Source organism: bacterium (genome assembly GCA_019637795.1).
GTDB lineage: Bacteria > Desulfobacterota > Binatia > HRBIN30 > CADEER01 > JAHBUY01.
Map to the genome: position 1 here is coordinate 652,330 of JAHBUY010000004.1, position 16,930 is coordinate 669,259.

General features: G+C 74.1%; 17 protein-coding genes. 6 read left to right on the forward strand and 11 right to left on the reverse strand.

The annotated features are described in order from the left end of the window. Position 1: 1 nt before the first annotated feature. The 4 genes from KF840_16830 to KF840_16845 all read right to left on the reverse strand — a co-directional run bounded on the left by KF840_16830 (position 2) and on the right by KF840_16845 (position 4,110). Complete coding sequence (locus KF840_16830) at positions 2-1,462, reverse strand: TolC family protein (GenBank protein MBX3026572.1); 1,461 nt, start codon at positions 1,460-1,462, stop codon at positions 2-4. Further along, a complete protein-coding gene (locus KF840_16835; GenBank protein MBX3026573.1) occupies positions 1,459-2,145 on the reverse strand; it encodes a CerR family C-terminal domain-containing protein in 687 nt (228 codons plus the stop codon). Before KF840_16835 ends, KF840_16830 begins: the two co-directional genes overlap by 4 nt. A 93-nt stretch (positions 2,146-2,238) precedes the next feature. Continuing rightward, positions 2,239-3,237 (reverse strand): hypothetical protein, encoded by a 999-nt coding sequence (locus tag KF840_16840; GenBank protein MBX3026574.1) that lies wholly within the window; start codon positions 3,235-3,237, stop codon positions 2,239-2,241. Between the two features lie 3 nt (positions 3,238-3,240). Further along, the gene (locus KF840_16845) at positions 3,241-4,110 is read right to left on the reverse strand and encodes an SDR family oxidoreductase (protein MBX3026575.1); all 870 of its coding nucleotides are present in this window, start codon (positions 4,108-4,110) and stop codon (positions 3,241-3,243) included. 86 nt (positions 4,111-4,196) lie between these two features. Between KF840_16845 and KF840_16850 the strand changes: the two genes are divergently transcribed. After that, positions 4,197-5,444 carry an ABC transporter permease gene (locus KF840_16850; protein MBX3026576.1) on the forward strand — a complete coding sequence of 416 codons (1,248 nt, stop codon included), beginning with the start codon at positions 4,197-4,199 and terminating at the stop codon, positions 5,442-5,444. Next, positions 5,441-6,469 carry a hypothetical protein gene (locus KF840_16855; protein MBX3026577.1) on the forward strand — a complete coding sequence of 343 codons (1,029 nt, stop codon included), beginning with the start codon at positions 5,441-5,443 and terminating at the stop codon, positions 6,467-6,469. Before KF840_16850 ends, KF840_16855 begins: the two co-directional genes overlap by 4 nt. A gap of 95 nt (positions 6,470-6,564) precedes the next feature. Here the strand turns inward: KF840_16855 and KF840_16860 are convergent, their stop codons facing one another. Continuing rightward, the gene (locus KF840_16860; GenBank protein MBX3026578.1) at positions 6,565-7,137 is read right to left on the reverse strand and encodes an SCP2 sterol-binding domain-containing protein; all 573 of its coding nucleotides are present in this window, start codon (positions 7,135-7,137) and stop codon (positions 6,565-6,567) included. Positions 7,138-7,323: 186 nt separating this feature from the next. On the opposite strand from KF840_16860, the gene KF840_16865 reads away from it, so the two are divergent. The 3 genes from KF840_16865 to KF840_16875 are packed head-to-tail and all read left to right on the forward strand — an operon-like array spanning position 7,324 to position 9,697. Further along, entirely contained in the window at positions 7,324-8,055 is a 732-nt protein-coding gene (locus tag KF840_16865; protein ID MBX3026579.1) for an endonuclease/exonuclease/phosphatase family protein, read from the forward strand. Between the two features lie 31 nt (positions 8,056-8,086). Continuing rightward, on the forward strand, positions 8,087-8,887 hold the full coding sequence (locus tag KF840_16870) for a sugar phosphate isomerase/epimerase (protein MBX3026580.1): 801 nt from the start codon (positions 8,087-8,089) through the stop codon (positions 8,885-8,887). A 45-nt stretch (positions 8,888-8,932) separates the two neighbouring features. Continuing rightward, positions 8,933-9,697, forward strand: coding sequence for an SDR family oxidoreductase (locus tag KF840_16875; GenBank protein ID MBX3026581.1), 765 nt, complete (start codon positions 8,933-8,935; stop codon positions 9,695-9,697). Here KF840_16875 and KF840_16880 read toward each other — a convergent pair. From KF840_16880 to KF840_16900, 5 genes are all read right to left on the reverse strand, one after another. Continuing rightward, entirely contained in the window at positions 9,684-10,307 is a 624-nt protein-coding gene (locus KF840_16880) for an HAD family hydrolase (GenBank protein MBX3026582.1), read from the reverse strand. The genes KF840_16875 and KF840_16880 overlap by 14 nt on opposite strands. 14 nt (positions 10,308-10,321) lie before the next feature. After that, on the reverse strand, positions 10,322-11,035 hold the full coding sequence (locus KF840_16885; GenBank protein ID MBX3026583.1) for a class I SAM-dependent methyltransferase: 714 nt from the start codon (positions 11,033-11,035) through the stop codon (positions 10,322-10,324). Further along, a complete protein-coding gene (locus KF840_16890) occupies positions 11,032-11,694 on the reverse strand; it encodes an HAD-IA family hydrolase (protein MBX3026584.1) in 663 nt (220 codons plus the stop codon). The genes KF840_16885 and KF840_16890 overlap by 4 nt, the downstream gene beginning before the upstream one ends. Beyond that, positions 11,691-12,338, reverse strand: coding sequence for a DsbA family protein (locus KF840_16895; GenBank protein ID MBX3026585.1), 648 nt, complete (start codon positions 12,336-12,338; stop codon positions 11,691-11,693). Before KF840_16895 ends, KF840_16890 begins: the two co-directional genes overlap by 4 nt. Before the next feature lie 229 nt (positions 12,339-12,567). After that, on the reverse strand, positions 12,568-13,593 hold the full coding sequence (locus KF840_16900) for a TIGR03617 family F420-dependent LLM class oxidoreductase (GenBank protein MBX3026586.1): 1,026 nt from the start codon (positions 13,591-13,593) through the stop codon (positions 12,568-12,570). Positions 13,594-13,858: 265 nt separating this feature from the next. Between KF840_16900 and KF840_16905 the strand changes: the two genes are divergently transcribed. Then, on the forward strand, positions 13,859-15,907 hold the full coding sequence (locus tag KF840_16905; GenBank protein ID MBX3026587.1) for a hypothetical protein: 2,049 nt from the start codon (positions 13,859-13,861) through the stop codon (positions 15,905-15,907). 96 nt (positions 15,908-16,003) lie between these two features. On the opposite strand, the gene KF840_16910 is transcribed toward KF840_16905, so the two are convergent. Then, positions 16,004-16,846 (reverse strand): MaoC family dehydratase N-terminal domain-containing protein, encoded by an 843-nt coding sequence (locus KF840_16910; GenBank protein ID MBX3026588.1) that lies wholly within the window; start codon positions 16,844-16,846, stop codon positions 16,004-16,006. Positions 16,847-16,930: the final 84 nt, after the last annotated feature.

The window sequence follows — 16,930 nt, forward strand, 5'->3', positions numbered from 1 at the left end:
TTCACTCCCTTCCCGGGGCGACGAGCGCCTCGAACGGCTCGCCGGTGAGCTGCTGCACCTCGGCGCGCCGGGTCTGCGCCTGGTACAGCGCGGTGGCGAGCACAGCGCGCTGCTCGGCGAGCAGGCGCTGCGCGTCGAGCACGTCCTTGCTCTGCGCCCGACCGACCGCGAACATCTGCCGGCGGATGCGCAGGTTCTCCTCCGCCTGGCCGATGGCGGTGGTGGCGGTGTCGAGCGCGGCCAGGCGCTCCTCGGCGCTGCGCAGGGTCGCGCGCAACGCCTGCTCGAGGGTGCGGAGCTGCGCCTGGAGCTGGACCTGGTTCTCGTCGATCGCCAGGCGCGCCGCGGCGATGCGCTCCTCGCGCTGGGTGTCGGTGCCGAGGTCCCAGCGCATGCCGGCGAAGCCGGAGCCGATCTGGTTCGGCTGGAACAGGTTCGAGGTCGAGTAGTCCATCGCGCCGCCGGCCTCGAAGCGCGGCAGGCGGCTGCGCTCGAGCGCGCTGAGCTCGGCCTCGAGCTGGCGCTGGCGCTCGAACAGCGCCGTCAGCAGCGGGTTGTGCTGCTGCGCCTGGCGCAGGGCGTCGTCGACGGCGGGCAGCGCGGGACGGGCGCGCAGGTCGGCGACCGCGGTGGGCGCGTCGACGTCGACGCCGATGGCGTCGTTGAACGCCCAGCGGGCGCGCTCGACCTCGACGTCCTCGCGCATCCGCCGCTGCTCGGCGTTGCGCAGCACCACGTCCACCTCGAGCACCTCGTTCTTGGTCACCTGGCCGGCGGCGAAGCGCGCCTGGGCGTCGGCGAGCTGGCGGCGGTAGAGCGCGATGGTCTCGTCGGTCACCTCGCGCAGGCGCTCGGCGGCGAGCCGGTCGAAGTAGGCGCGGGTCACCGCCAGGTCCTGCTCGAGCTCGACCGCCCAGCGCTGCGCCGCGGCGCCGCGATAGCCGGCCTGCGCCGCCGCCAGTTGCTGCCGCAGCTCGCCGCTGAGGTCGAGCGGCAGCAGGACCTGCGCGTTGACGGTGCCGGCGTCGCTGTCGCTGAGCACGACGTCGAAGGACGGCGGCGTCGTCCCCGGCGGGAATACGCCGGGTGGAATCTGCACGTGCGTCGAGCGCACGTCGCTGTACCAGGTGTAGCGCGCGCCCGCGGTGGTGGTCGGGAACAGCCGGCCGCGCGCCGCCAGCGCCTGGCGGCGGGCGATGCCGACGCGCAGCGCCTCCGCCTGCATGGCGCGGTTGCCGCCGCGCGCCTCGGCCAGCGCCGCGGCGAGACTGTAGACGGTCGGGCTCGGCGCCGGCGTCGGCGCCGCCAGCGGATCGACGACGCCGGCCTGCGGCGCCAGGGCGCGCACCGCCTGCCGGCGCCGCGCCGCGCTCCAGCCGCCGTCGCCCTCCGGCCGCCAGACGTCGCGCACCGCCGTGCAGCCGGCGAGCGCGGCGACCAGCAGCACCCCGCCCGCCCTCATCGCCGCCCCCCCCGCGCGGGCGCGGGACGCAGGGCCCGCATGCCGCCGAGCGAGAAGGTGGCGATGTGGTCGGCGATCGCCGCCAGTCCGGCGTGGTCGAGCCGCAGTCCGGGGCTGAGGTGCGGAAAGGCCGGCAACTGCGTGCGGTAGAAGAAGACCTGGCCGACGATGCTGAACATGCAGCGCTCGACGGCGTCCCGCGGCAGCGCCGGCTCGAGCCGGGCGATGATCTCCTCGGTCTCGCGCTTCATCGGCTCGATGAACTGGCGGACGATGTGCGGCAGCGCCGCGCTCGGATCGCACATCTCGCGCAGCATCAGCGTCCCGTGCAGCCCGGGAGGGGGCCCCATCAGCACCTCCAGCATGGCGGCGATGCGCGCCCGCAGCAGCGCTTCGAGCGCTGCCCGACCGGGCTTCGCGCCGGCCGGGAGCCGCGCCCCGCGCCGTTCCAGGGCCGCGGTGATGGCATCGAACTGGGCCCGCAGCACCTCGAGGTACAGGTCGTCCTTCGCCCCGAAGTGGTAGTGCGCCGCCGCCAGGTTGACCCCCGCGCGCTGCGCGATGTCGCGCGCCGTCGTGCCGTGGAACCCGTGCGCCGCGAACAGCTCGCTCGCCGCCTCGATGACGCGGCGCCTGGTGTCCGGGTGGCGGCCGGCGCGGGGAGATCGCAGGGTGGCGCTCATTTCGAACAGATGTTTAAAACAGACGTTGGAGGGCGGTCAAGGCGATGCCGCCGCGGCGCGCGGGCGCGCCGGTCGCCGGCGGGGCCGCGGGGCTCAGGGCGCCGGCGGGAAGCGGACGTACTCGTCGATGAGCTGCTGGGCGAGCGCGGTGGGCGGGGGCCGGTCGCCGTCGAGGCGGCCGCGCGCCCGCAGGTCGTCCACCAGGGTGTCGAGGATGGCGTCGAGGGCGAGGTCGTCGCGGTGCTGGCGCCAGGCGTCGCGCTCGCCGGCATCCGCGAAACAGTAGGCCTTCCAGGACACGGAGAAGCGCAGCTCGTCCCAGGCGTAGCGGGCGACGACGGCGGCGCCGTCGCGGATCGACCAGCGGCCGGCGCCGTCGAACACCAGGTGCATGCCGGGGCGCAGCGGCGCCATCTCGCCCGCGCAGGCGACGCGATCGACGCCGTGGAACACCGAATCGGTGTCGAGCAGGATGGCGCTGTTGCGCCGCGCCGGCAGCGCCACCGCCGGCCCCTCGGCGCCGTCCGGATAGAAGACGAAGTCGCCGCCCCGGCAGGCGCTGAACCAGGCGACGCCGGTGACGATCGGCATGCGCCAGGCCTCGAACAGGCGCGAGTGGTGCATCACCACCATGAGCCACTGCGGGAAGCGCTTGCGGTTGGCGCCGCGGAATTCCGGCACGTCGGTGTGGATCGCCAGCTCCTGGCCGGGGACGAGGATGTTGGCGTAGACGATCGCCGGCTCGATCAGCGGCCGCCCGTGCACGGCGCGGGCGGCCGCCAGGAAGCCCTCGTGATGGAGAAACGGCTCGATGCCGGGCAGGCGGACCTCGTCGCCGTAGGCGTACTCCTCGCGGAAGTAGTTGGTGCGCGCCGCCAGGACGCGCAGCGGCTCGCGCCGACCGGAGCGGCCGCCGCTGCGGATGAAGTTCATCACCGCGTCGTGGCGCTGCGCCAGTCCCTCGCCGATCTCGGTCGGCGACGCCTCCTGCGAGTACATGCCGTAGCGGCCGAAGCGTTCGCACAGCCGCACCATCGCGTCGGCCTGCGCCGGCGCGAGCAGCGGATCGAAGCGCTGGTAATGGTGCGCCATCGCTCACTCGACGCCGCGCAGGGTCGGGGCGATGCCGGTGCTGCCGTGATCCATGCCGGCCGCGGCGTACAGCGCGCCGCCCATGCCGAGTTTCTCGGCGGTGCTCGCGCCGGCGGCGACGAGACCGCCGTCGGCGACCAGCGCCTCGCCGGTGACGAAGCGGGCGTCGTCGCTGGCGAGAAAGAGGGCGACGCCGGCGATGTCCTCGGGCCGGCCGGCGTCCGGCCAGGGCTGGCAGCGCGCCGCGAGCGGCGCCATCGCCGCCTCGTCGCCGCGGTGCACGAGCGGCGTCAGGATCAGCCCGGGGCAGATGGCGTTGACGCGGATGCGCTGCGGCGCCAGCTCGACGGCGACGGCGCGGGTCAGGTTGATGACCGCCGCCTTGGCCGCCGAGTAGGCCTGCGGCCCGTCGCCGCCGGAGAGCCCGGCGATGGAGGCCGTGTTGATGAAGCAGCCGCCCTCGCCCTGCGCCTTCATGATGCGGGCGCCGTGCTTCATGCCGAGGAAGACGGCGCGCACCAGGACGGCGAAGGTCTGGTCCCACTCCTCGGCCTCGAGGTGGGTGATCGGTCCGAAGGCGCCGGCGACGCCGGCGTTGTTGCAGACGCAGTCGAGGCGGCCGAACGCGGCGGGCGCGGCCTGCACGGCGGCGGCGACGTCGGCCTCGCGGGCGACGTCGGCGGGCACGAAGCGGATGCGCTCGCCGGCGCCCGCCTGGCGCGCCAGCGCCATCGTCGCCTCGCCGCTCGCCGGGTTCAGATCGGCGATCACCACCCGCGCGCCCTCGGCGAGAAAGCGCAGCGCCGTCGCGCGCCCGATGCCGTTGCCGCCGCCGGTGATCACCGCCACTTTGCCGTCGAGTCGTCCCGCCATGGTGCCGCCTCCTTCACATGCCGCGCTGGACCGGCGCAAGGTTGACTGCCATGTACCCTGTCGGCGCCGCGGCGCCGAGAGCCTGCATGCGCTACGAGCTGTTCGTCGCCCTCCGCTACCTGCGCGCCAAGCGGCGCGAGGCCTTCATCTCGCTCATCACCTGGATCTCGACCCTCGGCATCGCCATCGGGGTGATGACGCTGACCATCACGCTGGCGGTGATGACCGGCTTCGAGGGCGACCTGCGCGACCGCATCCTGGCCTTCAACCCGCACGTCTCGATCTGGGGGCAGCTCGGCTCGATCGCCAACCCGGCGCAGGTGGTGAGCACGGCGCGCGCCGTGCCCGAGGTGGTCAGCGCCGAACCCTTCGTCTACGGCCAGCTCATGCTGTCGACGCCGAGCGAGTTCGCCGGCGTGCTGGTGCGCGGCATCCGGCCCGACGGCGCCGGCGCCGACGACCTGGCGGCGCGGCTGCGCAGCGGCTCGATCGCGGATCTCGGCCGCACCGTCGCGGTGCCGCTGGGCGAGGGGCGCGGCGCCACGGCGCAGTTGCCCGGCATCATCCTCGGCACGGCGCTGGCGGAGAAGCTGAAGGTGCACGTCGGCGAGGCGGTGAGCGTCGCCGCCGCCGCCGCGGGCACGGCCGGCGTGCCGCGCCTGCGCCGCTTCGCGGTGGTCGGCGAATTCAGCTCCGGCATGCCGGAGTACGACAGCGGCCTCGCCTACATCGCGCTCGCCGACGCGCAACGGCTGTACGACATGGACGGTTCGGTGACCGGCGTCGAGATCAAGCTGCGCGACCTCTACCAGGCCAACCGCGTCGCCGGCCAGCTCGCCGCCACGCTCGGCATCGGCTACCGCGTCCGCGACTGGATGGCGGCGAACAAGAACCTCTTCGGGGCGCTGGCGCTGCAGAAGTCGGTGTATTCGATCGTGCTGCTGCTGATCGTGCTGGTCGCCGCCTTCACCGTCCTGGCGACGCTGGTGATGGTGGTGATGGAGAAGCGGAAGGACATCGCGATCCTCAAGTCGATGGGCGCCAGCGGCGGCAGCATCGGCCGCATCTTCATCTACAAGGGCCTGATCATCGGCGGCATCGGCACGCTGCTCGGCAACCTCGGCGGCATCGGCGGCTGCTGGCTGCTGAAGAACTACCAGGTGGTCGAGCTGCCGAAGGACGTGTTCTTCGTCAACACCGTGCCGGTGCAGGTCCATGCGCCGTACTTCGTCGCCGTCACCGCCGCGACGCTGGCGATCTGCCTGCTGGCGACGCTCTACCCGGCGCGCAAGGCGGCGCGCCTCGCGCCGGTGGACGTCATCCGCTACGAGTGAGGCGCGTCCCGCTCCGTCTGGCGCGCGCGGCGCTGCTGGTCGCCGGCGCCCTGCTGGCCAGCGCCTGTCCGCGCGCCGCGCCGGCGCCGGATGCGGCGCGCGCGCCGCGGCGCGTCGAGCTCGATCCCGCCGATCCCGCCCGCCTGCTGGTCGTGGAGCGCGGCGGCGGGGTCGGCATCTGGCGCGTCGACGACGCGGCGGCGCCGCGCGGCGAGCGGTGGCTCGATGCGCGGGCGACCGACGCGCGCTTTCTCGCCGGCGGGCTCGGCGTCGTCAGCGGCGGCGCCGACGGCCGCGTGCGCCGCTGGTCGAGGGACGGCCGCGACATCTGGACGAGCGCCGCCGGCGCGCCGATCCGCGCCCTCGCCGCGAGCCCGGATGCGATCGCCGCCGCCGGCGAGGACGGCCGCATCCGGCTCTGGACGCTCGCCGGCGCGCCGGCCGGCGAGCTCGCCACCGACGCCGGCATACTGCTCGCCGTCGCCTGGTCGCCGCGCGGCGACTGGCTGGCGGCCGAGGGCGCCGACACGCGGCTCCGGCTGTGGCGGCGCGACGCGGCGGGCGGCGCCTTCGTGGCCGTGGCGACGTTCCGCCCGATCGACGCGCGCTACGCGCAGCTCGTCCCCAACCTGGTGCGCCACGACGTCGCCTGGGGCTGGGACCGCTCGCTCGCCTTCGCGCCCGACGGCGCGTCGCTGATCGCGGCGGACTTCGGCGGCGCCGTGGAACGCTGGCGCCTGAACGGCGAGCGCGACGGCGCCCTGCCCTCCGCCGGGCCGCACCACATCCGCGCCCTCGCGGTGGCGCCCGACGGCCGCGTCGCCGCCGCCGCGCACGACGGGACGCTCCGCGTCTGGCCCGCCGACGGCGGCGAGCCGGCGGCGTGGCCGGGGCACGAGGGCAGCGCGACCGGCATCGCCTTCGCGGCCGACGGGAGCCGCCTGGCGAGCGCCGGCCTCGACGGCCGGGTCGTGCTGTGGCGGAGCGACGGCGAGCGCCTCGGCGCGCTGCCGTCGGCGCGGTGACCACGCCTTGGAGCGCCGCGCTCCCCGCGGCCGCGCGATGCCAGGGCGCGCGGCGCCGGCGGCGCGGAGGCGCGGCCCCTCCCGGCGGTGGCGGATCACATGTTGAGGCTGGCGATCTGCATCAGGAAGCCCATGTCGCCCTCGACCTTGATCTTGCCCTGCATGAACAGCATCTGGCCGTTCTGGCTGCCGTCCTGCATCCCGACGTAGTCGGCGATCGCCATCCGCAGCAGGGTGCGCGGCGCCGGCGCGCCGTTGAAGCACAGCTCGACCTTGAATGGATCCTTGTCGGCGCGCGCCAGCTCGAGCGCCATCGTGCCCTTCAGCGCCTTGGCGCGGCCGCTGTTGTCCGGACGGCCCGGGCGGTTGGCCGGCAGGATGATGCCCAGGGTGGCGCCGTTGCGGTTCAGCACGGCGTCGCGCCAGTCGTCGACGCCGAGCGTGACGGCCAGGTTGGCGTCCTTGGCGCCCGCGCTGACCTGCATCTGCCCGTTCGCGATCGTCGCGTGCCAGGCGCCGCCGCCGTCGCCGGTGAGCGTGAACTGGATGGCGAAATCGCCCGGCGCGGCGGCGCCGCCGTCGCTCTGTGCCTGGAAGCCCAGCGGCAGCAGTTGCTCGAAGAACTGCTGCGGCGTGACGTCCTCGGAGACCTGTGGTGCGTCGGCCATGGATGTGTCCTCCCCCTACGAGTGTGGCGTCGGTCGTGATCGGCTGCGACGTCCCTCGTGCCATGCCGCGCCGCCGCGGGCAACGGCCGCGGCGCCACTGGTCGCATGCCGCCGCCGTGTCGCCGCGGGGCGCGCCGAACCGGCGGTCGGCTGCAACCGGCTCGGCTTTCCGCTAGGCGACCGGCGATGGCCGACGAGCTTCCCGCCCGCCTGCGCGTGCTGTCGGCGAACCTGTGGAACGGCGTCGCCGACGCCGACGGGTTCGCCGCCCTCGTCGAGCGCGTGCGGGCCGACGTGGTCGCCGTGCAGGAGCTGACCCCGTGGCAGGCGGACGCCCTGCGCCGCCGCCTGCCGCACGGCCTCCTCGAACCGGCGACCGACTACACCGGGATGGGCATCGCCGCGCGCGTGCCGCTGGCCGTGCGCCGGCTGCCGCTGCCGCGGCGCGACGCGCGGCTGGCGGAGCTGCGGCTGGGGACCGCCGACGGCGCCTCGGTCGCGGTCGAGCTGCTCAACCTCCACGTCCTGGCGCCGCACACGCTGCCGACCTGGAAGACCGTCGCCGGCCGGCGCGGCCAGTGGCGCGGCCTCGAGCGCCATCTGCGCGCCAACCCGCAGCGGCCGCGGATCGTCGTCGGCGATTTCAACTCGACGCCGCTCTGGCCCTTCTACCGCCGGGTCGCCGACCACCTGCAGGACGCGGCGCTGATCCACGCCCGCCGCCGCGGCGGCCGGGCGGCGCGCACCTGGGGCCCGTGGGCCGGCGCGCCGCGCCTGCTGCGCATCGACCACGCCTTCGTCCAGCACCTGGAGGTCTTCGACTTCGCGGTCGTCGAGGTGCCGAGCGGCGACCATTCGGCGGTGCTGGTGGAGATCGGCGCGCGGGGCGCGAGCCGCTCGGGCGCCGCCGCTCCTTGATCCGCCGTCCCGGGCCGCGCTATCCGGCCGCGTGCCGCGCTTCTCGGTCTCGCAGATCACGACCCTGCACTGGCCGTTCGAACGCGACGTCGAGGCCGTCGCGGCCGCCGGCGCGCCCGGGATCGGGATCGCGATCCGCAAGCTGGAGGCGGTGGGGATCGACCGGGCGGCGACGCTGCTGCGCCAACGTCGGCTGGCGGTCTCCTGCCTGACCTCGTCGGGCTGCTTCCCGCTCGGCGACGAGGCCGGCGAGCGCGAGGCGCTGGCGCGCACCCGCCGCCACCTCGAGGCGGCGGCGGACCTCGGCGCCGACTGCCTGATGGTGCTGCCGGGCGGCAACCCGGCGCTGAGCTGGGAGGAGGCGGCGGCGCGAGCGCGGCCGCTGCTCGAGGCGCTGCTCCCCGCCGCCGAGCACCTCGGGGTGCGGCTGGCGCTCGAGCCGACCAGCCAACTGCGGATGGATCTCGCCTTCCTGCACTCGTTCGACGAGGCGCTCGACTTCGCCGACGCCATCGACTCGCCGTGGCTGACGGTGACGCTCGAGCTCAACAACGCCTGGATCGAGCGCCGGCTCTACGACAACATCCGCGCCCGCTGCCGCCGCATCGGCGTGGTGCAGATCAGCGACTTCCGCGTCGGCACCCTCGCCGCCAGCGAGCGGGTGGTGATCGGCGACGGCGACATCCCGCTGCGCCGCCTGTGCGGCGCGCTCGCCGCCGCCGGCTACGACGGCTGGTACGACATCGAGCTGCTCGGCCCGGCGATCGAGGCCGAGGGCTACGCGGCGGTGGTGCCGCGCGCCGTTGCGCGCTTTCGGGAGCTGTGGGACTAGATCGCGCCACGAAGGCCGCAGCGCCCCAAGGAGGAGAGAACGGAGATGCGACTCAAGGACAAGGTCTCGATCATCACCGGAGCGGGCCAGGGGATCGGCGAGGCGTACGCGCGCCGCTTCGCCGCGGAGGGCGCGAAGGTGGTCGTCGCCGACATCAACGAGCAGAAGGGCCGCGCGGTGGCGGCGTCGATCGGCGGCGCGGCGGTGTTCGAACGCGTCGACGTGTCGAGCGAGGAGGACACCAAGCGCTGCGCCAAGGCGGTGCACGACCGCTTCGGGCGCATCGACGTGCTGATCAACAACGCCGCGATCTTCTACGGCATCGACAACTTCAACTCGAGCTTCGAGTACCTGCGGAAGATCTTCGACGTGAACTACTTCGGCACCTGGCTGATGTGCCGCGCCGTGTTCCCGTACATGGAGCAGCAGGGCAGCGGCTCGGTGATCAACCAGTCGTCGAGCGCCGCCTGGATGCATCCGACGATGCCCATGCCCGACGGCCTGCCGTCGTTCCACTACAGCGTCACCAAGGCGGCCATCAACGCGATGACGCACTTCATGGCGGGCGCCGTCGGCGTCACCGGCGTGCGCGTCAACGCCATCGCCCCGGGGCCGACGCTCACCGACGCGACCAAGGAGAGCGTGCCCGCCGACATCCTCGAGATGATCGTCAACATGATGATGGCGATCAAGAAGCCGCTCGATCCCGAGGACATCACCGGCGCCGCGGTGTTCCTGGCCTCGGACGACTCGAAGATGATCACCGGTCAGTGCCTGCCGGTCGACGGCGGCATGATCATGCTGGGGTGAAGCCCGCCAGCAGCGCCGGCAGCTCGCGCAGCGCGTGCACCCGGTGCTCGGCCGGGGCCACCGGGCCGAAGCCGACGAAGCGGATGTTGGCGGCGCGCGCCGCCTGGGCGTCGGTGTCGGAATCGCCGACGTAGGCGGCCGCGCTCGCCGGCACCCGGAAGTGCTCCAGGCAGCGCAGCAGCATGTCCGGGTGCGGCTTGGCGCGCGGCACGTCGTTGGCGCCGACCGTGAACGCCAGCCAGCGGCCGAGGTCGAACTCGCGCACCACCCCGGCGGCGGTGCCGCCGCGGTTGGTCGCCATCGCCAGCCGGTAGTGCGGCGCCAGCGCCTGCAGCACGTGCTCGAGATCGGGCATCGGCCGCATCAGGCGGTAGAATGGGCCGTAGTCGATCTCGCGGCCGACGCGCAGCGCCGCGGCGCGCAGCGCCTCGTCGTCGCCGAACATCGCCTCGTAGAGCTGGTGCGAGGAGAGGAAGTGCGCCCGCCGGCTCCACGCCTGGTCGAGCGGCGGCCGGCCGAGCCGCTCGAGCACCGCGTTGTAGTAGGCGACGTTGGCGCCGGCGGAATCGAAGAGGACCCCGTCGCAGTCGAAGATGACGAGCGAGAGCATGATCGGATCGCGGGCTATCTCGACGGCGAGCGCCCGCCGCCGAACACGAGGACGTAGTGATACGGGAGGATGTCGGGTTGCGCGACGAGGGTGAAGCCGGCGTCCCGCATCTCGCCGATCACCGTCTCGGGAGCCAGCTTGTGCGACGGCTCGGGCCCCTCGGGAAGCTCGCCGGGCTTCCAGTCGACGATCGCGACGCGGCCGGCGGGGCGGAGGGCGCGCGCCAACTGCGGCAGGTAGCGGCGGCGGTGGTCGAGATGGTGGTAGGTGTCGGCGATGAAGATGAGGTCGGCAACGGCGCGCGGCAGGCGCGGGTTGCCCAGGGAGGCCAGCACCGGGGTCACGTTGGCGAGCTGGTCGCGCTCGGCGCGGTCGCGCAGCCATTCGACCAGGCGCGGCTCGACCTCGACCGCCAGCACCGAGCCGTCCGTTCCCACCGCCCGCGACAGGTAGGGCTCGAAGTAGCCGGTGCCGGCGCCGAGATCGACCACCGTGGCGCCCGCCGGCACCCGCAGCGCCGCCACCAGCTCCGCCGGCTTCTGCCAGGCATCGCGCCGCGGATCGTCGAAGACCTTCGTCCAGTACGGGACGTCGTCGAAGCGGTGCGTCGCCGTGGCGCGATCGTCGCCGTCGGCGCGCGCGGACGTCGCCCAGGCGAGCAGCGCCAGCGCGACCAGGAGCGCTGCCGGGCGCCGGCGCCGCGCCGTCAGTCCCGCCGGCGCCGTCATCCGTCGCACTCCGCCAGCAGCGCGCCGAGATCGCCGACGCGCGCGACGTCGACCGCCCGCAGCCCGGCGGCGCGGGCGCCGGCGATGTCGTCCTCGGCGTCGTCGCCGACGTAGAGCGCCTCGCCGGCGGCGACGCCGAGCCGCGCCAGCGCGAGCGCGAAGATCGGCGCCGCCGGCTTGGCCGCCCCGGCGTCGGCCGGCAGCACGACCACGTCGAGCAGCGGCGCCAGCTCCAGCGCCGCCAACACGGCCGGCAGGCGATGGTCGAAGTTCGACACCATGCCGGTGCGCAGGCCGCGCTGGCGGGCGCCGCGCAGGAGCGCGTGCGCGCCCGGCGCCGCCGCCCAGGCCCCGGCGCCGGCGTAGTGCGCCCACAGGCGATCGAACGCGCCGGCGGGCAGCGCGGCGCCGGCGGCGGCGAACACCGCGCTCACGAGCTCGCGCCACCACGCGCGCTCGGCGGCGCGCAGCGCGTCGCCCGCCAGCCCGGGAAACACCATCGCCGGCCGGCCGCGCAGGGCGGCGACGAACGCCGCCTGCAGCGCCGCCGGCTCGCCGCTGCCGGCGAGGCGCGCGTAGGTGACGCCGACCGGCTCGCGCAGGTGGATCACCGTGCCGACCGCATCCACCAGCAGGGCGCGCAGCGGCGGCGCGCTCATGCGCGGCGCGCGAGGCCGCGTTGCCGCATGCGCCACAGCAGGAGCTCGATGCGATCCTGGCCGAAGAAGGGCTCGCCCTCGAAGACCATCGTCGGCACGCCCCAGTGGCCGGCGGCCTCGAGGTCGCGCTGGTTGGCGTCGATGACGGCGTCGTAGCGCGCCGGATCGGCCGCCACGGCCTGGTCCATCACCGCCAGGTCGAGCCCGGCGCGGGCCGCGGCGTCGGCGAGATGCGACCCCTCGTGCCACCCCTGCACCCGGCCGCTCCAGATGACCTGCGACACCTCGTCGATGAACGCCAGGCCGCGGCCGCGCTCGACGGCGTCGACGCCGAGGCGGGTCAGCCGGTGGATGTACGGCTGTTCGGCCGCCACCTCGCGGGTGACGAAGTCCTGGACGATCGGATCCGGCTGCGGCCAGGCGTAGTCGAGGCCCTCGTGCTCGGCGATGCGCATGGTGTCGCGCATCAGGTAGGGCGGCCAGAGCGGATTGACGCGCTGGAAGAAGCCGGGGATGCGGACGGCGATCGGCAGCACCGGGCGCACCCGCAGGTCGACGTCGTAGTCGCGCGCGATGCCGACCAGCCGCCGGGTCGCGAGGTAGGAGTAGGGGCTGCGGAAGGACCAGAAGACGTCGAAGTGCATGGGCTCACGGCAAACCACAAATGCGCACCAATGACCACGAAGGACACGAAGGCGTCCGGGCTCCGTCGCCGTGCGTCGTGGTCATTGGCGCCGGCTCGTTCGCTCCTGCCGAACCTCGGGGGGCGCGAAAATCGCCAAAGGCACACCGATGACCGCGGAGGACACGAAGGCGCCGGGGGTCTCTGGGCGTTCTCGGTGGTTCCCGGTGGTCACCGGCGTTGGCGGCCTTTCATTCCGTCAGCTCCTGCAGCAGCTCGCGCACCAGGCCCTCCTCGCGGGCGTCCTCGCGCGGCGTCGGGAAGGGAATGCGGGCGACGTCGGCGAAGCGCTCGCGGATGCGGGGCACGATCTCGTCGTAGCGGCCGATGGCGGTGAAGGCGGCGACGACGTCGTCGGAGACGGCGCGCGCCATCTCGTCCCACTTGCCCTCGCGCGACAGCGCGTTGAGCCGCGGCCCGAGCTCCGGCCAGCCCTCCGCCTCGAGCACGCCGTGGTAGGACGGCGTCGAGCCGTAGAAGGAGATCTGGCGCCGCACCCACTCGACCATCTTCCGCACGCTGGCGTCGTCCGGCCCGGTGGCGATGAAGCCCCCGCCCGAGAGCTCGACCGCCTCGGCGCGCCGGCCGGCCTTGGCGGCGCCGGCGGCGATGTTCGGAATGATGGTGTCGCGCAGGTAGCGCCGGGTGCAGAAGCTGTGCAGGCGGACGCCGTCGCACTGCTCGCCGGCGAGACGGCACATCGCCGGGTTGACGGCGGCGATGGCGATCGGGATGCGCGGGTGCTCCAGCGGGCCGGCGTTGAAGAACGGCGTCATGTACGTGTAGCGGTAGTGCGCGCCGACGAACGACGGCTTGCTGCCGGTCTGCCAGGAGTCCCAGATGGCGCGCAGCGTCTGGATGTACTCGCGCATGCGCGCCACCGGCGCCGTCCACTTGACGCTGAAGCGCTCCTCGTTGTGCTTGCGCACCTGGCTGCCGAGCCCGAGGAAGAAGCGCCCCCTGCTGAAGCGCTGCAGATCCCAACTGAGCTGGGCGACGACCATCGGGGCGCGCGGAAAGGCGATCGCCACCGAGGTGCCGAGGCCGAGCCGCGTCGTGTGCTCGGCGGCGACCACCAACGGCAGGAAGGCGTCGCGGTTGGTCTCCGGCGAGATCGCCGCCGAATAGCCCAACGCCTCCAGCCGCCGCACGTGCGCCGGCACCCGCCAGAGATCGTCGGCGGGCACGCCGCCCTCGACGATGAAACGCTTCGCCATGAGGCCTCCCTGTTGGTTCGCTGGATTGGTCGCGGCGGACATCCCGGGCGCTCGGTGCGGACGGCGTCCGCCCCGGGGAGCCGCCGCGGCGATGACCTGATTAACGGGCAGGTGGCAGCGGGACAACCGGGAGGCAGGTCCGCCACCGACCGCTCGCCGGCCACGGCACGCGTCGCCGCGGCGATGATCGGCGCCTGAACGCGGCCGCCGCGCGGCTCGTCACAACACGCGCCGCCAGCTAGGGTGTGGCGATCCCGTGCCCGTGATGCCCCGCCTCGGCCCCATCCTGGCGCTCGCCGCCGTCGTCCTCGCGCCCGCCCTGGCGGCGCGCGGGCAGGAGACCGCGACCGCCACCACGACACTCACGGCGAGCGCCAGCCCGACCGTGACCACCAGCGCAAGCGCCACCGCCACCGCGTCGGCCACGCGGACGGCGACGGCGACGGGCACCGCCACGGCGACGCGCACGCCGCCGCCGGCGAGCGCGACCGCGACGTTTGCCGGCACGCCCACCCGCACGCCGACCGCGAGCCGCACCCCGACCGACACGCGCACGCCGACCCCGGCCGACACGCCGACCCGCACCGACACGCCGACGCGGACGTTCACCGCCAGCCGCACGCCGACGGGGACGCGCACCGCGACGCCGCTGAACACGCCGTCGGTGACGCCGACGGCGACGCGCACGTTCACCGCGACGCGCACCTTCACCGGCACCCGCACCCGCACCGCCACCCCGACCGCCACCGGCACGGTGACCTTCACCCCGACGCCGGCGGCGGCGCTGATCAGCGTCGACCTCTTCGCCGACCGCCGCGGCGACAACAACGACGGGACCTTCACCACCATCGTCACCGCCCTGGTGTCCGACAGCCGCGGCAATCCCGTCGGCGACGGCGTGCGCGTCACCTTCTCGCTGGCGCCGCCGCAGGCCGGCATCACCGTCACCCAGGGCGGCTTCACCAACGCGCCGCCGGACTGCGACATCGACAGCTACGAGCTCGAGACCGGCCGCCCGGTGACGCCGCAGCCGGGCTCGGCGCTGAGCTGCCTGCGCTACGTCCAGAGCCGCGAGGGCCAGCTCGTCGTCGTCGCCGCCGAGGTGACGACGACGACCGGGACGATCCGCGTCGAACGGCTGATCCGCCTGCCGACCACGCCGACGCCGACGCCGACGGTGACGCAGACGCCGTCGCTGACCGCGACCGGCACCGCGACGTTCACCGCCACCGCCACCGGCACGGTCACGGCGACCGGCACCGTGACGCACACCGGCACGGTGACCGACACGCCGACCGACACCCCGACGCCCACCGCCACCGGCACCGCGACTGAGACGGCGACGCCCACCGCCAGCGACACCCCGACGGCCACCCGCACCGCGACGCCGACCGCGACGGCGAGCGAGACGCCGGCGGTCCCGATCCGCGTCGCCGCCATCGGCGGCGCGGCGCGGCCCGGCGGCAACGCCGACATCAGCTTCGAGCTCGCCGACGGCGCCGGCCTGGTCTACGGCCTGTCGTTCGATCTGCTGGTGGACACGCCGGTCTTCCAGGTGTTCCAGATCGGCATGCGCTGCCGCACCGACGCCTCGCTCACCACCCACCAGCTCTCGGTGAGCCTGGCGTTCGACCCGGTGGTGCCGATCGGCAAGCGCCGCTTCCGTTTCGTCCTCGTCGACGCCGTCGGCGCCGCCGACGAGTTGCGCCAGGGCGCCATCGTCCGTTGCAGCCTGCCGGTGGCGGCCGACGCCCCGCTCGGGCCGTCGGAGCTGCAGGTCGACCGCGTCCTCGCCGGCGACCAGGACGGCAACCTGCTCAGCGGCACGCTGGCGGTGAGCGGCGTGCTGGTGATCGATCCCGACGCGCCGCTGCCGACCGAAACCGCCACCGCGACCGCGACGCCGACCCAGACCGCGACCGCCACCGCATCGGCCACCCGCACCGCGACCGCCACCGCTTCCGCCACGGCGACGCGCACCCGCACCGAGACGGCGACGCCGACCCCCACGGCGACGAGCACACCGCCCGCCACCGACACGCCGGTCCCCACCGACACCCCCGAGTCGACGGCGACCCCGACCCCGACCGAGACGCCGCTGCCGAGCCCGACGGCGACGCCACCCGCCTGCCCCGGCGACTGCGACGGCAACGGCGCCGTCTCGATCAACGAGCTGATCAGCGCCGTCACCGTCAGCATCGGCAACGCGCCGCTCGGCGCCTGCCCGGCCGCCGACCGCAACCGCGACGGCCGGGTGACCATCGACGAGCTGATCGCGGCGGTGAACGCCGCCAGCGGCGGCTGCCCGCGCTGACCGCGGGCCTTCCGCCGCCGTTCCGACTTCCCCGCCCTCCCGCGCCCCCGGGGCGGGGCGATGGTGAGCGGCGCGGGGCGCCCTGGCGGAAGCGCCTCAGGCCTTCCAGGTCGCCTGCGCCTGCGACAGCACCGTGTTGCCCTTCTGCGTCTCGGCGCGAACGATGCCCTTGCCGGGGGCGGTGATCCAGATCTTGGTGATGATGTCGTCCTCGTACATGACGCGATCGGCGAAGCGGGCGGAGAACGACTGGAAGCGCGTCGGGTCGTTGCCGCACACCGAGCCGAGGATGGCGCGGCCGACGATGCCGTACGTGCAGAGACCGTGCAGGAACGGCGCCTCGAAGCCGAAATTCTGCGCGAACTCGGGATCGATGTGCATCGGGTTCAGGTCGCCGGAGAGGCGGTAGATCGCGCCCTGCTGCGGCAGCACGTGGTCGGTGATGACCTGATCGGGCTGGCGGTCGGGCGGCTCGTTGACGCCCTCGGTCGACGGGCCGCGCTCGCCGCCGAAGCCGCCGGCGCCGCGGATGAACAGCGTCGCGGTCGTCGTCGCCAACGGCCCCTTGGCGTCCTGGATCACCCCCTCGGTCTCGACCACGGCGGCCTTCCCCTTGTCCCACACCGCCTTCACCTTGCCGATCACCTGCACCTTGTCCTCGGCCGGGAGCTCGCGGTGGAGCACGATGCCCTGCTCGCCGTGCAGCAGCATGCCGAGGTTGATCTCGACCTTGCCCATCAATCCGCCCATCGAGAGCATGCCGGGGATCACGGCGTACGTCGGCAGCACCCGTGGGCCCTTGTTCTCGTAGACGTACTCGAGATCGCGCTGCGGCGTGGCGCCGACGCCGAGGGCGTACAGGATCACGTCGCGCGAGCTCCACTGGAAATCGAGCGGGTCGAAGGTGAGGCCGACGATCTTGTCCGAGATCTTCTCCATGGGGCGGGTCCTCTCTGGGCTGGAATGTGAAGCGTCGTTTCTCGGACATCTGTCGCGAGCGAGTCAAGCGAGCGGTCGTCGCCG

Excerpts from the sequence above, each read along its gene's own strand:
- KF840_16835 (MBX3026573.1), bottom strand. The coding sequence starts at position 2,145 with ATGAGCGCCACCCTGCGATCTCCCCGCGCCGGCCGCCACCCGGACACC.
- KF840_16890 (MBX3026584.1), bottom strand. The coding sequence starts at position 11,694 with ATGAGCGCGCCGCCGCTGCGCGCCCTGCTGGTGGATGCGGTCGGCACG.
- KF840_16830 (MBX3026572.1), bottom strand. The coding sequence starts at position 1,462 with ATGAGGGCGGGCGGGGTGCTGCTGGTCGCCGCGCTCGCCGGCTGCACG.
- KF840_16900 (MBX3026586.1), bottom strand. The coding sequence starts at position 13,593 with ATGGCGAAGCGTTTCATCGTCGAGGGCGGCGTGCCCGCCGACGATCTC.
- KF840_16865 (MBX3026579.1), top strand. The coding sequence starts at position 7,324 with ATGGCCGACGAGCTTCCCGCCCGCCTGCGCGTGCTGTCGGCGAACCTG.
- KF840_16875 (MBX3026581.1), top strand. The coding sequence starts at position 8,933 with ATGCGACTCAAGGACAAGGTCTCGATCATCACCGGAGCGGGCCAGGGG.
- KF840_16910 (MBX3026588.1), bottom strand. The coding sequence starts at position 16,846 with ATGGAGAAGATCTCGGACAAGATCGTCGGCCTCACCTTCGACCCGCTC.
- KF840_16840 (MBX3026574.1), bottom strand. The coding sequence starts at position 3,237 with ATGGCGCACCATTACCAGCGCTTCGATCCGCTGCTCGCGCCGGCGCAG.
- KF840_16845 (MBX3026575.1), bottom strand. The coding sequence starts at position 4,110 with ATGGCGGGACGACTCGACGGCAAAGTGGCGGTGATCACCGGCGGCGGC.
- KF840_16895 (MBX3026585.1), bottom strand. The coding sequence starts at position 12,338 with ATGCACTTCGACGTCTTCTGGTCCTTCCGCAGCCCCTACTCCTACCTC.
- KF840_16850 (MBX3026576.1), top strand. The coding sequence starts at position 4,197 with ATGCGCTACGAGCTGTTCGTCGCCCTCCGCTACCTGCGCGCCAAGCGG.
- KF840_16905 (MBX3026587.1), top strand. The coding sequence starts at position 13,859 with ATGCCCCGCCTCGGCCCCATCCTGGCGCTCGCCGCCGTCGTCCTCGCG.
- KF840_16885 (MBX3026583.1), bottom strand. The coding sequence starts at position 11,035 with ATGACGGCGCCGGCGGGACTGACGGCGCGGCGCCGGCGCCCGGCAGCG.
- KF840_16880 (MBX3026582.1), bottom strand. The coding sequence starts at position 10,307 with ATGCTCTCGCTCGTCATCTTCGACTGCGACGGGGTCCTCTTCGATTCC.
- KF840_16860 (MBX3026578.1), bottom strand. The coding sequence starts at position 7,137 with ATGGCCGACGCACCACAGGTCTCCGAGGACGTCACGCCGCAGCAGTTC.